Below are 15,804 nucleotides of genomic sequence, written 5' to 3'. Positions count from 1 at the left end.
CCCGAGACCCGTCTTCATATTGTAGCCCATGACAGGCTGTCATCAAGGTGTTGTGGTTTGGGATGCAATTGAGCTACTCTGAATACCTCTTTCTAGCCAAGGAATCACACATGAGCCGCTTTGCCGCCCCCATTGCCGAGCAGATCTGGGACATGAAGTACCGCTTTAAAAAAGCGGATGGCACGCCGATCGACCAAACGGTCGAGGACAGTTGGCGGCGGATTGCGCGTGATCTGGCACGGGTCGAGAAAAACCCCGCCCATTGGGAAGGGAAATTCTATGAGGCGCTGGAGGATTTCAAATATCTGCCCGCTGGGCGCATCACCGCAGGGGCAGGCACCGCAAGGCAGGTGACCCTGTTCAACTGTTTCGTCATGGGCACGGTTCCGGACAGTATGGGCGGAATCTTTGACATGCTGAAAGAGGCCGCGCTGACCATGCAACAGGGCGGGGGGATCGGGTATGATTTCTCAACCATCCGCCCGCGGGGTGCGGATGTGCATGGCGTGGCTGCGGATGCGTCTGGCCCGCTGTCCTTCATGGATGTCTGGGACGCCATGTGCCGTACGATCATGTCAGCGGGGTCGCGTCGTGGGGCGATGATGGCAACCATGCGCTGCGATCACCCCGATATCGAACAGTTCATCACCGCGAAGTCCGATCCGGCCCGGCTGCGCATGTTCAACATGTCGGTTCTGGTGACGGATGCTTTTATGGAGGCGGTCAAGGCGGATGGGCCTTGGGAACTGGTGTTTGACGATAAGGTCTACCACACTGTTCAGGCGCGTGATCTGTGGAACAAGATCATGCAGGCCACCTATGACTATGCCGAGCCGGGCGTGATTTTCATTGACCGGATCAATCAGGCCAACAACCTGAGCTATGTTGAAACCATCGCGGCAACAAACCCTTGCGGGGAACAGCCGCTGCCGCCCTACGGGGCCTGCTTGCTGGGGTCGATCAATCTGGCGCGGCTGGTGGTGGAGCCATTTGAGAACGGTGCGCATCTGGACGAAGCCGCCATGCAGGCGTTGGTTGCCACCGCCGTACGCATGATGGACAACGTGGTGGATGCGTCGAAATTTCCGCTGGCTGAGCAAGAGGCCGAGGCCCAGGACAAGCGCCGCATCGGGCTGGGTGTGACCGGGCTCGCCGATGCGCTGTTGATGTTGGGTTTGCGCTATGGGTCCGACGAGGCGGCGCGTCAGACCGAGCGCTGGTTGCACGGTATAGCCCGCGCCGCGTACCTGGCGTCGGTGGATTTGGCTAAGGAAAAAGGGTCGTTTCCTTTGTTCGATGCCGAGAAATATCTGGACAGTGGCACAATGCTGCAGATGGACGAGGATGTGCGCGATGCCATCCGTGAACACGGTATCCGCAACGCGCTGCTGACGTCGATTGCACCGACCGGGACCATTTCGCTTTATGCCGGGAATGTTTCGTCAGGGATCGAGCCAGTCTTTGCCTACGCGTATACACGCAAAGTGCTGCAGAAAGACGGTTCGCGCACCGAAGAAGAGGTTGTCGACTACGCCGTGCAGATGTGGCGCGACAAGTTCGGTGACACCGAGCTGCCGGATTACTTCGTGAACGCCCAGACCCTGTCCCCTTCTGATCACGTAAAAATGCAGGCGGCGGCGCAAAAGTGGATCGACAGCTCGATCTCCAAAACGATCAACTGCCCCGAAGACATCAGTTTTGACGCGTTCAAGGACGTTTACATGCAGGCCTGGGATCAGGGCTGCAAAGGCTGCACGACCTATCGACCGAATGATGTGACCGGATCGGTTTTGACTGTCTCGGAAAGCTCAGACAAAGTACCGGGTGAAAGCGCGGATGCGCCGCATGAGGTCGATGGCGGTGATGTCATTTACATGTCCGAACCGCTGGACCGTCCGCAATCGCTGGAGGGGTCAACCTACAAGTTGAAATGGCCCGACAGCGAGCATGCAATCTATCTGACCATCAACGACATTGTTATCGCCGGTCGGCGTCGCCCGTTTGAGGTGTTTATAAACTCCAAGAACATGGAGCATTATGCCTGGACGCTGGCACTGACACGGATGATCTCTGCCGTGTTTCGGCGGGGCGGGGATGTGTCCTTTGTGGTCGAGGAACTGAAAGCGGTCTTCGACCCGCGCGGCGGGGCCTGGGTGAAAGGTAAGTACATCCCCTCAATTCTTGCGGCCATCGGCGGCGTGATCGAACAGCACATGATCGCCATCGGCTTTCTCGAAGGCGAAGGCATGGGGCTAAAATCCGACCCTCAGGCGCAAGTGGTCAATCTGGACGCCCCGCGCGGAAAGGCATGCCCAGCCTGTGGGCAATATGACATGGTCATGATTGAAGGATGTATGACGTGCCGCAGCTGTGGTTTCTCCAAATGTAGTTAGCCGATGGAAAATGTAACTGTTGTGGCGTTTCACGTGACATGACCTAAACGTTTCAATAAGTCATTTTTGGCTGGTGATATGAGAAAACCGCCTCGGATTTCTTCCGGGGCCGTTCGCAAGTTTGACATGGACAGACGAATGAGATGGCGTTGGGCTGAAGACATTATCAGGCTTTGATGCGAGGGCGTATTTTGTTGAAAAACTCTTCCTTGATCGGTGCATGAACTGCTGATTCAATTCTTCCAATGGGTGGGAGGATTGAGCGATGTTGGGACCGAGGCAGGAAGCGCAATCGTCGCTGTTCTATGAGTTCTCATTGGAGAACCACATTCCCCAAGATCACTTGCTTCGGTCGATTGATCGCTTTTTTGATCTGAGCAGCATTCGAGCACATCTCGCGGATTTTTACAGCCACACTGGTCGTCCATCGGTCGATCCTGAACTGCTGATCCGGATGCTGCTGGTCGGCTATTGCTTCGGCATCCGCTCCGAGCGCCGGCTGTGCGAAGAGGTGCATCAGAACTTGGCATATCGATGGTTTTGCCGCCTCGATCTGAATCAGGATATCCCGGATCATTCGACCTTCTCCAAGAACCGACACGGGCGTTTCCGGGAGAGTGAGCTTCTGCGGCATCTGTTCGAGACGACCGTCGCGCGCTGCATCGCGGAGGGTTTGGTCAGCGGCCAGCGCATGGCGATTGATACCAGTCTGATCAAGGCAGATGCGAATAAACAGAATTCAACGCCGAAGGAAGAGTGGGACGCGACGAGTACCGATCCGGCCGATGCGCCCCGCGCGGTCCGCGAGTATCTCAACACTCTGGATGAGGCTGCTTTCGGGGCAGCGAGCGAGGTGCAACCAAAGTTCACCTCCCATTCTGATCCGGCCAGCCAGTGGACGGCTGCACGCAAAGGACCAGCGTTCTTCAGCTATTCTGACAATTATCTGATCGACACCGACCATGGCGTCATCGTTGATGTCGAGGCCACACGGTCCATCCGGTAGGCTCCCCAGTGTGCAGTTTATCTCTGCCGTTTTACACCGCGAAGCGAATGCCTGACATTCCCGCCCGGCATGCCGCTGATTGCATAGGACGCTTGCACGGGATTGTGCTTAAAAACACCGCTGCGGAAAATCTATGGTACGGCTGGGGCAACGCGCATAGTTTGGGCACTAGTACATCCTTCGCGCATGGCACCCAAAGTCATAGCTTGATTTTCTCAACTCATTGGGAAATCGACCACTTCGCCAGTTCGCATCAAACCATCAGAGGTCTTGACGTTGACCTTCTGACCGATCTCCCAGGCTCCGCGATCGATCAGTGATATCCCAACATTTGCTTCAAGACGGGGTGACCAGATACCGGATGTGATCTGCCCGACCTGCGTTGCATTGTAGAACACAGGCCAGGGTTTGGCACAGGCAGGCACGGCCGGACCATCGAATTTTACACCTCGTATCTGGCGCGTCGGCCCATCGATGGCAATCTGTTTCAGAGCCTTCAGGCCGATATGATCCACTGAACCATCAAGTTTGCAGAACTTTTCCAGCCCAAGCTCTAACGGGTTGTTTTCCCGGGTCATCTCGTTGCCGTAGGAAAACAGCCCGCCCTCGATCCGGTCGATCAGATTGGGGCAGCCTGGTGCAATGTTGTAAGCCTGACCGGCTTCCCAAACCGCATCCCAAAGGTCAGTGCCTAGCGCACTGTTGTCGAGGTAAATCTCGAACCCGCCCTGTCGAGAATAGCCAGACCGCGCGATCAGTTGCTGCGTTCCTTTGAACTCGAACATGCCGAATTTGAAGAACCTGACTGACCGGATGTCTTCGCCGAACAAGTCCACCAGCAGGTTCTCGGCCATTGGTCCCTGTACTGCCAGAGGCGACACGTCCGGCTCGTCGATCCGGACATCCAGCCCCATGCCCAATGCCAGCCCCATCGCGTACAGCAGGACGTCGCTGTCGGCGATGGACAGCCAGAACCGGTCATCCGCAAGTTTCAGCAGGACGGGATCGTTGATCATCCCGCCATTCTGATCGACAATCGGTACGTAGAGGCAGTCGCCCACCTTCGCCGCGCTGATCTTGCGCGGTGTCATCCACTGCACCAGCCTTTCGGCGTCCGGGCCTGCAATCTGGACCTGCCGCTGGCAGGAAACATCCCAAATCTGCGCAAAGTCGCGCAGGTGCCAGTAGTCTTCCTCGACACTGCGTTGAAACGCTTTGGGCAGCAGCATATGGTTGACGACGGAATACCCCCGCACGCCAGCCGCTTCGATGCGATCTGTATAGGGGGTACGGCGAATACGCCGAGACATGTTGAGACCATCGGCCATGTTTAGAGTCCTGCCTTTAACTTGACGCCCATGTCGAATAGCCGTTGGGACTTAGGATGATGGGCATGTGATATTTACCGTCTGGATCGGGCATGAAAAAGCACAACACGATCTCGGCAATGATGCGGTGCTCGTCCTGTGGCAGGCCACGGGAACGCCAGTAGGGTTCGGTGTGAAAGACCAACTCGTAAGTCGCACCGGGGTCTGCGCCACGCAAATCCACCTCTTCCGCCAAACGCCCACCGTTGTCCATTCGCGCAGAAAAGATAGGCGCGGCGACATCGCGCTGCGTTAGGCGCACGTCGATGCCACCTGCATGGGTGCCATCGACGGCGTTCAGGGTATGCGAGGAGACAATTGCCATTATTCGATCGAGGCCTTGTCGCGTTTGTCAGCAGTAGCGGCCACGATCGGGCTGATCACCCCTCGACATTTGACGTTGATGCAGGCGGTCTTTCCGCTGGCAATCGCACGTTGGATAGCGCCCGAAAGGTCTTCGCGCTTGGTGACAAGTTCCCCATAACCGCCCAATCCTTCAATCATGCCGTGAAACGGGATGTCCCGGAAGTCTGTGGCATAGTGCTGCCCATTGTTGAACAGCTTCTCTTGCTGCTGACTGATGCAATCCAGCCCGCCATTGTTATCGATCACCACCACGATGGGCAGGTTCTCCTGAAAGCAGGCTTCGATGGACAGACCACCGGAAAGGAAGGCACCGTCGCCGGACACCAGAACCACAGTCTTATCCGGGTGGACATTCTTAGCCGACATCGCAAAAGAAACGCCGACCCCGAGTAGGCTGTAGTTGCCCGGATGCATGATCCCGCCCAGTTTCAGGCCGCGCTTGGCGGCGATATTGGTCCCAATCTCGTTCCAGAAATGCGTGTTGCCACCATCAAAGACCAGCCAGTCGCCATCCTGCATCTCGGCCTGGACATCGACGGCCAACTGCAACGGATGCATCTTGCGCCCCTCGGTTGCGTCGGTTGCGCGTTCGTCGTCCAGATGATCGCTCCACTCCTGCACCCAGTCCGTGCGGCGCTGCTGTTGCAGGTCGAACCAGTCGCCCCAGGTCTGATTGAGGTCGGCCAGTGCGTCAAAGAACGCCCCGGGGTCCGACAGCAACTGGATGTCAGCACCATGATTGTATTCCAGTTCTTCATGGCTGCCATTTACGCAGATCAGTCTGGTGTCCTCCAGAATGAAGGGCGGGTTGCCGAAATTCATCTGATTGTCGAGCCGGCAGCCCACCATCACAACCACATCGGCTTCGTGGATTGCGGGTTTTGACGGGTGGAATTGGTGAAAATCAGCCAATCCGATATAGCACTCGGACGCCTCGCCGAGATTCTTGGTGTGATAGGGCACATTGTAAACCGGTATTCGCAACTTGGTTGCGGCAGTGTCCAAATTTTCTTCTGTTTTCGACCACCAGACGCCATGACCGACAATGATCAGCGGTCTTTTGGCTGCGCGGATTGTGTCTAGCACGCGGTCCAACACGGTCGGGTCCGGCCAAGCGCGTGGCACCGGCGGTGCGGTCAGGTCGAAGGGGCGTTCCTCGCGGCCTGCATCCTCGTCAAAGGACGAGAACATGATGTCGACAGGCAATGCCAAGTGAACGGGTCCAGGATATCCTGTCGTAGCCGCGCGCCAGGCGCGATCTACAAACTCGTTAATCCGGCTGCCGTCCACGATCTGTTCGGAATACTTGGTCAGTGGCGCGGCAATGGCGACATCGTCGATTTCCTTGAAACCGCCTGACCCCTGTCTCTTGAGCGTGGACGAACCGGTCACAAAGATCACCGGGCTGCGCTCGCCCCAGGCCTCGAGCATGGCCGGCACCGCATTGGCGAAACCCTCGGGGCCCACAAGGCAGAGCGTTGGTTTGCGTGTCACGCGGGCATGACCGTCGGCAAGATGACCGGCGATCTGTTCATGCGGGCAGTTAATGACCGGCATTTGGCATTCCATGAAGCCTTCCAGCGCCGGGTTGCAGAACCCGCCCGCCAGCGTAAAGGCATGGTCGATGCCCTTTTCCTTGAACGCCCGCGCCAACAGGGCACCACCGCGGATCTTGGTTTGCATATTCATGCTCGGCTCCATTTTTTGGTCACAGCGAGCGCGCGTTTGGCGGTCGCATCGAGACGATCGTCTCTGATTGAGGCAATTCAGATGACGGGTGATACAGCGCGTCGGACGTCACGGATGGGATATTTGCAAGACCGATTTGTGCCAGCGTGGTGCTGATCTCTTCGCGAAAACAATCCAGCAATGCGGGAACACCCCGTGGGCCCTCAGCCCCCAGCGCAAACAGAACCGGGCGCCCGATCATGACGAAATCGGCACCCGAGGCCAAAGCCTTGACGACGTCCTCGCCATTGCGGACGCCGCTGTCAAAGATCACGGGCATCTCAGGCCCAATCGCTTCTCGGATCACCGGCAACAGGTCGATAGCGGCGGGCGCGCTGTCCAACTGACGCCCGCCGTGAGTAGAAACGTAGATCGCGTCAGCTCCCAGTGTGCGTATGCGTATAGCGTCCTCTGCCGATGTCACACCCTTGACAATCAGAGTCCCGTCCCACAACGCGCGCAACCGTTTCAAAAACGCCCAGTCTGCCCCCGCCCGGCTTGCGGCCCGGTCAAATCCGGTAGAACCATCTTTTAGGATGAAATTCCTGGGCCTTGGCACGCCAGAAAACAGCGTGGTCAGCGACCATTTGGGATGCAGGGCAAAGTCAAGAAACTGCCTCGGCCCGATGCGGAACGGCATGGCAAACCCATTGCGCAGATCGCGCAGGCGGCGCGACACCTGCGGTACGTCCACCGTTAGGATCAAAGTTTTGTACCCTGCTGCTCGGGCTCGGGCGACCATCTGTTCAGCCTGCTCGATGGTCTGACTGACATAGAGCTGGAACCAGGCGTTCTCGCCCGCCCAATCCCCCATATCTTCAATGGAACTGGATGCAGCCGAGGACAAACACACGGGCAAACCGAACTGTCGCGCGGCTTTGGCCATGGCGCGATCCGCCCCGGGCCAGGCTAGGTCGCACATTCCCATTGGCGCGATACCAAGTGGTAACCCAAAGGTCTGGCCGAGCAGCTTGGTCTTCAAATCTCTATTGGCAACATCAGCCATGACACGTGGGCGCAGCATCAGTTCGTCGAACCGTTTACTATTGCGCTCCACAGCAACTTCGCGTCCCGCAGCCCCTTCGATGAAATCGAAGATGATGCGGGGCTGTCTGCGCGCGGCAAGACGCCTTGCATCATCGGTCGAAAAAACCCGCGAGCCCCGGCGGGGCGTTATGCCGTCCGAACTGGTAATCACCCTTCTCCTAAGGTTGTCTTGCTAAGTTGAAAGCTAGGTAAGACACGCGGCGCTAACCAATCGAAAACGATGCTCAGGGCATTCGAGAATGCTATGCGAAAACAAATAGTATCCATTTCCGGATTCCTCCGCTGGCTGTTTCGGTTCGATCGGCGATCAACGGGATGCCGCCGGGTGTGGCGTTGGCTCTAACACTGCTTCCAGCAGCATGCGGGTGTAGGGATGGGATGGATGGTCATAGACATCGTCAGTCTCTCCGATCTCACAAATCTGCCCCTGGCGCAGCACCGCGACGCGGTCTGACAGGCTTCGCACGACCGCCAGATCGTGGCTGACAAAGATGTAGGCAGTTCCGCGACGGGTCCGCAGTTCGGCCATCAAATCAAGTACCGCAGCCTGAACCGACACATCCAAAGCCGAGGTAATTTCGTCACACAGAACCAGATCGGGGTCAGCGGCAAAGGCGCGGGCAATCGCGACCCGTTGCTTTTCGCCGCCCGATAGTTGCCGTGGCAGGCGCTCCAAATACTGTTTGCCAAGCCGGACCTGCTCCAGCATTTCGATTGAGCGGTTGCGCAGTGCTGTGCCCTTCATGCCCTTGTACAACATAAGGGGCTGCGCCAGACTTTGGGCGACTGTGTGGCGGGGGTTCAGGCTTTCGTCGGGATTTTGAAAAATCAGCTGGATCTGTCGCAACTGATCCGGTCGCCGGGACCGGACACGCGGCGGCAGATCGCTGCCATTGGCCAGAATGACCGACCCGCCGACCGGTGAAAGCAATCCTGCGATTGATTTGAGAATCGTAGACTTCCCAGATCCGCTTTCGCCAACCAAACCCAGAGTTTCGCCGGGTCGGATCGAAAAACTAACGTTTTCCACCGTGTTCGGCGGCGCGGGACGACCCGTGATCCGGTCTAGCAGACCCGGACGCGCGTGGCTGAGACAGAGGCGATCCAGCTTCAGCAGCGGCTTGGCGTCCGGTTTTTCAGCTTCCAACGCGCTTGGCATCCGAGGACCATTCAGGCGTGGGATCGCATCGAGAAGCTTCTGAGTATAGGCATTGTCTGGATGGGTCAGAACCTTGTTCACCGGCCCCTGTGCCACCACTTCACCGCGCAGCATGACCATGACTCGCTCGCACACCCGCGCGATGACGCCCAGATCATGACTCACGTAAACCATCGCCATATTGCGGGTCCGCGCCAGATCGCTCAACAGATCGAGGATGTGGATTTGGGTGGTCACGTCGAGCCCGGTTGTTGGTTCATCGAGAAGCAAGGCATCGGGATCACCAGCCAGCGCCATCGCAATCGCGACGCGTTGCTGCTGGCCACCTGACAGCTCATGCGGGAATCGCGTGATGATCGCGGCGGGGTCCGGCAGCCGGACTTGATCCAGCAGGTCAACGGCGCGGGCACGATATTCTTCCCTGGGCAGGCCGCTATGCAACTTCAGCGCCTCTTCGATCTGCTTGCCGATCCGTTGCGTCGGCGTCAGCGACTGACCCGAGTTCTGTGGCACCAGACCCAGCTTGCCGCCCCGGATGGCGGCAAGGCCCTTGGCGTCCAGATCGAACATGTCCTGACCTTCGAACCGGACCTGTCCCGAGACCAGCCTCAGCCCGTGTTTCAGATATCCCATCGCGGCCAGTGCCAGCGTGCTTTTGCCGCTGCCGCTTTCACCAACCAGTCCGACACTTTCGCCCCGGCGCACTGTCAGGTCAACATCCTTGAGGACCCTGATAATGGCGCCGGACCGTGCCTTGAAACCGATTGAGATATTCCGCATCTCGATGACGGGTGCGTCGGTGTTTTGCGCTTGGTTGGATAAAGGCATATCTGCTGCTTCAACGTTGAGTATATTCATCAAACTGGCGCCTTCATCGCGCGATCGACACCCAGCGCCTTGGCCAGCGCGTCAGCGGTAAGGTTGATCCCGATGATCAGCGAACTGAGCGCGATCACGGGGGCCAGAACGCCCCAAGGCGCAAACGACATGAACCCGCGCGCATTCGCGATCATCAGCCCCCAGTCCGGGGTGGGCGGCGAGACGCCAAAACCCAGAAATGACAGCGACGAGAAGGCCAGCAGCATCCAGGACCACCGCATTGCGCCTTCGACCATCAGAGTGTCGAGAACATTGGGCAACAGCTCTCGCGACATGATCGAAAGCATGCCGTGACCCCGCGCGCGGGCGGCGGCCACAAAGTCACGCGCCACGACATCATGGGTCGCGGCCCGGGCGATTCGGATCACCGGGATGCCGTAAAAGAAGGCCAGCGTCGGGATCAGAACCTCGATCCCGGTGCCAAAGGTTACGATTAGCACCAGCATCTTCAGAATCCACGGCAGCGATAGGAAAGCGTCCACAACGCGCATCAGCACTTCGTCGATACGCCCGCCAACAAGCCCAAAGAAGATGCCGACCATGCCGCCCCAGAACACCGCCAACGGTGTGGCAATGCCAGTCACAAGAATAGCCTCGCGCCCGCCCTGAATGGTACGGCTAAAAACGTCGCGGCCCAGATGATCCGTGCCAAGCCAATGGGCGGCATCTGGCCCGCTGAGCATCGCACCGGCACTCATCGCCTTATAGTCATAGGGCGAGATGTAAGGGCTGATCAGCGCCATGATCAGATGCGCCAGAACCAGCGACAGGCCGATGGCGCCAGAGGGGCGCGAAAACACATCGATCAAAACCACCGCGAGTCTACTGCGGTTCCGGGTCGGAGAAAGTGCTGCGTCGGTCATACCGTTAAGCCCTTGTGTAAAGTGTGCGCAGGCGTGGGTTGGCAACCATTGTCAGCAGGTCAGCGGACAGGTTCACCAGCACGTAGGCCGAGGCAATAATCAGAGCGAGCGCCTGAACCACCGGCAGATCCCGATCGGAAATGGCGTCGATCATCATCCGGCCCAGGCCGGGGAAGTTGAACACAACCTCGACCACCACAACGCCGCCCAGCAGCCAGGCAATCGTGAGCGCGACAACGTTGATTGCGGGCAACAATGCGTTGGGCAGCGCATGGCGGAAAACAATGCGCCAGTATCCGACGCCCTTGAGTGTCGCCATCTGCACGTAATCGCTGTTCATCACTTCGATAACGGACGACCGCACCATGCGCAGGATATGCGCGGTCATCACCATCGATAGAACGACAACTGGCAGCAGGATTTCAGGGAAGAAGTCGCGCAGTGGCGCCTCGGCCGGGGTCAGAACAATACCTGGCAGCCAGCCCAGCCAGATCGAAAACACCAGGATCAGTACGGTTGAGGATACGAATTCGGGGATTGTCATGGCGAAGATGGCTGTGGTCGAGATCGCCAGATCCGCTGGACGGTCACGCCAGAGACCGGCCAACACGCCGAGCAGGATAGCCAGTGGCACGCCGACCAGCAGCGCGCAGCCTGCCAGTACCAGGGAGTTGCGCAGGCGCTCGCCCACCAACGATGCGATGCTTTCCTGTCCGTTTGCCGAGACACCAAGATCACCGCGAATGGCGTTGCCGGCCCATTCCAGATAGCGTGTAAAGGCGGGCTGGTTCAGACCCAGCTCCTGCCGGCAGTTTTCAAGTACCTGTCCCTTTGCTTCGCGCTCCAGGAACGCGGTGCAGGCATCACCGGGCAGGATTTCGATCCCGGCAAAGATGATGACCGAAACAATCGCAACGGTAGCCATACCCAGAAGAATTCGCCGCAGAAACATGCGAAGCATCGGTTCATCCTATCGAATTTGAAAGAGGGCGCCCCACCGTTCATTCGAACAAAGCGGGACGCCCAGACGGGGAGACTATTGAACTGTTATCAGGTGCCAGCGCACGGCATCGTTCACAACGCTATCCAGATTGGAAACCCGCGAGGAAACGCCGACCAGCCGTGTCACGTGATAGGGGATCAGGGTCCCACCATTCTCCCAGAGATATTCCTGTGCCGCAACATAGAGCGCCTTGCGCTGGTCGAAGTCCAACTCGCGCCGGGCGTCGGCCAGGATCTGATCAAAGGCTTCGTCCTTGAAGAAGGATTCATTCCATTTCGCGGAACTGTGCCAAACCTCATGCAGAACCTGATCGGCCGGACGTTCGTTCCAGCGGGTCGCCGCGATGTCTTTGTTCATCCAGACCTCGCTCCAGTACCCGTCAGTCGGCGTCTGAACGACATTGACCCGGATGCCCGCCTCGGCGGCCTGAGCCTGGTAGGCGACCGCAAGCGTGGGCCAGGTTGAGTCCAGAGTGGAGACGTGGACATCAACGTCGATCCCATCCGGATAACCCGCCTCGGCCAAAAGCGCCTTTGCGCGTTCGACATCTTGTTCACAACTCAGTTCGGCACGGTATTGGTCGGTGGGCGCCACCGGTGCATCACAGGCAACCAGTCCACCGCCGCCCAGCACCAGATCGACTAGCAACTGGCGATCGGCCGCGAGGCGCATGGCCTGACGAACTCGGGGGTCGCTAAAGGGCTCTACATCCGTGCGGAACACAAGACCACTCCAGTTGCCCGTCGGGATTTCCTGCAACGAGAATGCGTCCGATCCGTCCAGCATGACCTTCTGTTGTGCGGTGATGCCGCGTTCCATATCAAGCTGACCGCCCAGCAAGGCCTGCAACCGGGCCTGGGCATCGGGGATACCGATGACCTCCATCCGGGCAACGCCGGGGGCACCTTCCCAATAGTCCATATTGGCGACCAGTACACTGGTGCCGTCTGCGTCAAAGGTTTCGACGACAAATGGACCGGTTCCGATGCCGGTTGTGCCGATGGTTTCACCGGACTCTTCCGGGATCATCCGCAGCCGGTAGTCCATTAGCTGAAGCGGCATGTCGGCAAACGGCGTGTCCAGTGTAATCTGCACTGTTTGATCATCCAGGGCCTCAATATCCCGGATCATAGCCACGGCCGAGCGTGCAGGTGAGTCCAGTTCCGGATCCAGAACGCGGTTCAGAGTGTACAGCACATCCGCTGCATCAAACTCTGTCCCGTCGTGAAAAGTGACCCCCTCTCGCAGCTTGAACGTCCAAACCGTCGCATCGTCGTTGGCCTCCCAACTGACGGCGAGATCGGGCGTGGGTGTTCCATACAGGCCGGGCCGAACCAGGCGGCTCATGACCTTTTCGGTGATCTGTCGCACACGGCCATTCGAGATCGGGTCAAGGCTTGATTCGGCCCCGTATCCTAGTTCGTGTGCTTGTCGGAACGTTCCGCTTGGCTCGGCAAAAGTTGCACTTGCCAAGATAACCGCAACAAACGCAGTTGATCCCAACTTCAACATGTCATCCTCCCTTAGAGTTTTCCGTTTGGCGGTTCAGGCTGTAACCATCGCTTCGCCTTTGACAGCCATACGCCAGATCCCTGGGGCTCCTCTCCCCGGCGATTTCAGGCAGACCGTCAAGTACAAGAATGAGAGGGTGACCAAGCATTGGGCAAATACATATTCTTAGCACGTATATTTGAAAAACAAATGAGTCAGGTGATGCCGGCTTATGGGTTGCTGCGTGTAAACCGCGACACGTCTACAACCCTGTTTTCAATCCGCTGCGACAGGCGTTCGGCAAATTCCATCGCCTGTCGCGAAAGGGCATCCTTGCCGGGTGCAACGATTGCGACGTGATAGTTCAGTTCTTGCAGGACGGGTCGGAACACCAGCCCACCGATACGAACGGCCTGTTCGGCGCTGAACGGGTCGGCGATGGCAAATACGCCTGTTTCCCGTACCAGAGATGCCGCCAGAGGCATATTGGTTGCGGACAAGCGGGACTGCGCCTGCAGGCGGTTGGACAGGGTTGCATCCATGGCCATCATTTCATCCGGGAACGCGCCCCCGAACGTCACGAAGGTTTCGGTTTCGGCAAGCGCCTCAAGGTCCACAGCCCCGCTTTCACCGACCAAAGCATGATCCTCGGGGATCAGGCAGACATAGGGTGCAGACGTTTGAAACAGGACTTCGACGCCGCTGTAGGGCGGTTGCCGCCCGACCACCCCGATATCGATCTGGCGAGTCTGTACCGCGTCCAGGATCGATGGTGTGTTGCGCGTGTGGATCATGAAACGCACATCGTCGTTCTCCCGATACATCTCACCCACCGCCTTTGGCAGTTCCAGAATACCGACAGACTGGATGGTCCCCACGGTAATCACACCACCGCTTGTGGTTCGGATCGAATCTGCCAGTTCCTGCAGGCGATCCACACCTGTGAACATGCCTTCGACCGCCTGATGGAATGTGCGCGCCTCAACCGTGGGCGCCAATCCCCGGCCTGACCGAAAAAACAACGCAAACCCAACCGATCTTTCCAGATCAGCGATCAGGCGGCTGACGCTGGGTTGCGAGATATGCATGACCTCGGCCGCTTCGGTGATCGAGCCGCAGCGCATTGTCGCCCGAAATGCTTCCAGTTGACGAAGGTTCATACCCGCTCTCCCATTTGATTTGCGCTACATATACGTTGAAGTATTCCGATATACTATGAATTGAACACTTTTTGGTATTTGAAAAATGAATGCCATCTGAACAAAATTCGATTTGTAAAAAAGGGCGCTCGCTTCCTAGGCTCTGTCCAAATCGAACTGCTCGGACCCAAAAAATGCCGGATGTTTCCCTGCCTCGATCCGATTGGATGGATGATGAATTGATGATGCTGGAGGATAGCTGCCGCCAATTCTACGAGCGGGAATGCCTGCCGCACTACGAAACCTGGGAAAAACAGGGATCGTTCAGTCGCGAGCTCTGGTTGAAGGCTGGTGAGATGGGGCTTTTGGGCGCGGAAGTGCCCGAATGCTATGACGGGCTTGGCGGCAGTTTCGCCCATGATGCGGTGATTGCGTATCAGGGCAATCTGGCAGGGGTCGATGGTTGGGGCGGTGGGCTGCACAACTCGATCGTCATCCCCTACATCATTCATTACGGTTCCGAAGATCAGAAAAAGCGTCTCCTCCCGCGCATGATCTCGGGCGATCTGATCGGCGCCATTGCGATGACCGAACCCGGCGCCGGATCAGATCTGCAAAGCATCAAGACGACGGCCATCAAGGACGGCAATCACTACCGGATATCCGGCTCTAAAACCTTCATCACCAATGGGGCGCTGGCCAACATGGTCATCGTTGCCGCCAAAACCGATCCGCAATCCGGTGGGCGGGGGATCTCGCTGTTTCTGGTCGAAACCGATGGGTTGGAGGGGTTCCGGCGGGGTCGCAACCTCGACAAGCTGGGGATGAAATCTAATGACACGTCCGAGTTGTTCTTTGACGATATGCGGGTGCCTGCCTCGGCGCTCCTTGGTCCTGAAGAGGGTCAGGGCTTTGTCCAGATGATGGAACAACTGCCGCAGGAACGTCTGCTTATTGGTGTCTATGCAGTAGCCCGGATCGAACGGGCGCTGCGAGAAACGCTGGCTTATGTGAACGAACGGTCCGCCTTTGGGCAAAAGATAGCCGCGTTCCAGAACACGCAATTCGTGCTGGCTGAGTGCACGACCGAGGCGACCATCGCCAAGACCTTTCTCGATGCCTGCATCGCCGAGCATCTGGAGGGCAGGCTGACCACCGAAAAGGCCTCGATGGCGAAATACTGGCTGACCGATCTGCAGGCCAAAATCATCGACCGTTGTCTGCAACTGTTTGGCGGCTATGGCGTGATGTCGGAGTATCCATTGGAGCGAATGTATCGCGACAACCGGATCGAACGCATCTACGCGGGCACCAACGAAATCATGAAGCTGGTGATTGCCCGCGGCATATTAAAGGACTGATC

11 protein-coding genes and 1 pseudogene are annotated in these 15,804 nt (G+C 57.9%); 3 read left to right on the top strand and 9 right to left on the bottom strand.

The window, feature by feature from the left end; genetic code table 11:
• Positions 1 to 110 precede the first annotated feature (110 nt).
• A complete protein-coding gene (locus ACR3E0_RS17965) occupies positions 111 to 2,393 on the top strand; it encodes an adenosylcobalamin-dependent ribonucleoside-diphosphate reductase (protein WP_480480213.1) in 2,283 nt (760 codons plus the stop codon).
• A gap of 265 nt (positions 2,394 to 2,658) precedes the next feature.
• Positions 2,659 to 3,396, top strand: a pseudogene (locus tag ACR3E0_RS17960) (transposase); the annotation flags it as partial.
• Positions 3,397 to 3,614: 218 nt separating this feature from the next.
• Here ACR3E0_RS17960 and ACR3E0_RS17955 read toward each other — a convergent pair.
• From ACR3E0_RS17955 to ACR3E0_RS17915, 9 genes are all read right to left on the bottom strand, one after another.
• Positions 3,615 to 4,727, bottom strand: coding sequence for a dimethylsulfoniopropionate demethylase (locus tag ACR3E0_RS17955; protein WP_480480212.1), 1,113 nt, complete (start codon positions 4,725 to 4,727; stop codon positions 3,615 to 3,617).
• A 16-nt stretch (positions 4,728 to 4,743) separates the two neighbouring features.
• Positions 4,744 to 5,091 (bottom strand): hydroxyisourate hydrolase, encoded by a 348-nt coding sequence (locus tag ACR3E0_RS17950; protein ID WP_480480211.1) that lies wholly within the window; start codon positions 5,089 to 5,091, stop codon positions 4,744 to 4,746.
• Positions 5,091 to 6,821 carry a thiamine pyrophosphate-binding protein gene (locus ACR3E0_RS17945; RefSeq protein ID WP_480480210.1) on the bottom strand — a complete coding sequence of 577 codons (1,731 nt, stop codon included), beginning with the start codon at positions 6,819 to 6,821 and terminating at the stop codon, positions 5,091 to 5,093. Before ACR3E0_RS17945 ends, ACR3E0_RS17950 begins: the two co-directional genes overlap by 1 nt.
• A gap of 19 nt (positions 6,822 to 6,840) precedes the next feature.
• Entirely contained in the window at positions 6,841 to 8,058 is a 1,218-nt protein-coding gene (locus ACR3E0_RS17940; RefSeq protein ID WP_480480209.1) for an alpha-hydroxy acid oxidase, read from the bottom strand.
• A 156-nt stretch (positions 8,059 to 8,214) separates the two neighbouring features.
• Complete coding sequence (locus tag ACR3E0_RS17935; protein WP_480480208.1) at positions 8,215 to 9,924, bottom strand: ABC transporter ATP-binding protein; 1,710 nt, start codon at positions 9,922 to 9,924, stop codon at positions 8,215 to 8,217.
• A complete protein-coding gene (locus ACR3E0_RS17930) occupies positions 9,924 to 10,808 on the bottom strand; it encodes an ABC transporter permease (RefSeq protein WP_480480207.1) in 885 nt (294 codons plus the stop codon). The genes ACR3E0_RS17935 and ACR3E0_RS17930 overlap by 1 nt, the downstream gene beginning before the upstream one ends.
• 4 nt (positions 10,809 to 10,812) lie before the next feature.
• Positions 10,813 to 11,769, bottom strand: coding sequence for an ABC transporter permease (locus tag ACR3E0_RS17925; protein WP_480480206.1), 957 nt, complete (start codon positions 11,767 to 11,769; stop codon positions 10,813 to 10,815).
• A gap of 75 nt (positions 11,770 to 11,844) precedes the next feature.
• On the bottom strand, positions 11,845 to 13,323 hold the full coding sequence (locus ACR3E0_RS17920) for an ABC transporter substrate-binding protein (RefSeq protein ID WP_480480205.1): 1,479 nt from the start codon (positions 13,321 to 13,323) through the stop codon (positions 11,845 to 11,847).
• 209 nt (positions 13,324 to 13,532) lie between these two features.
• Positions 13,533 to 14,462 (bottom strand): LysR family transcriptional regulator, encoded by a 930-nt coding sequence (locus tag ACR3E0_RS17915; RefSeq protein WP_480480204.1) that lies wholly within the window; start codon positions 14,460 to 14,462, stop codon positions 13,533 to 13,535.
• A 173-nt stretch (positions 14,463 to 14,635) separates the two neighbouring features.
• Between ACR3E0_RS17915 and ACR3E0_RS17910 the strand changes: the two genes are divergently transcribed.
• Complete coding sequence (locus tag ACR3E0_RS17910; RefSeq protein ID WP_480480203.1) at positions 14,636 to 15,802, top strand: acyl-CoA dehydrogenase family protein; 1,167 nt, start codon at positions 14,636 to 14,638, stop codon at positions 15,800 to 15,802.
• Positions 15,803 to 15,804: the final 2 nt, after the last annotated feature.

The organism is Ruegeria sp. AJ12 (genome assembly GCF_056536245.1).
This window is presented reverse-complemented; position numbering and strand designations above follow the sequence as displayed.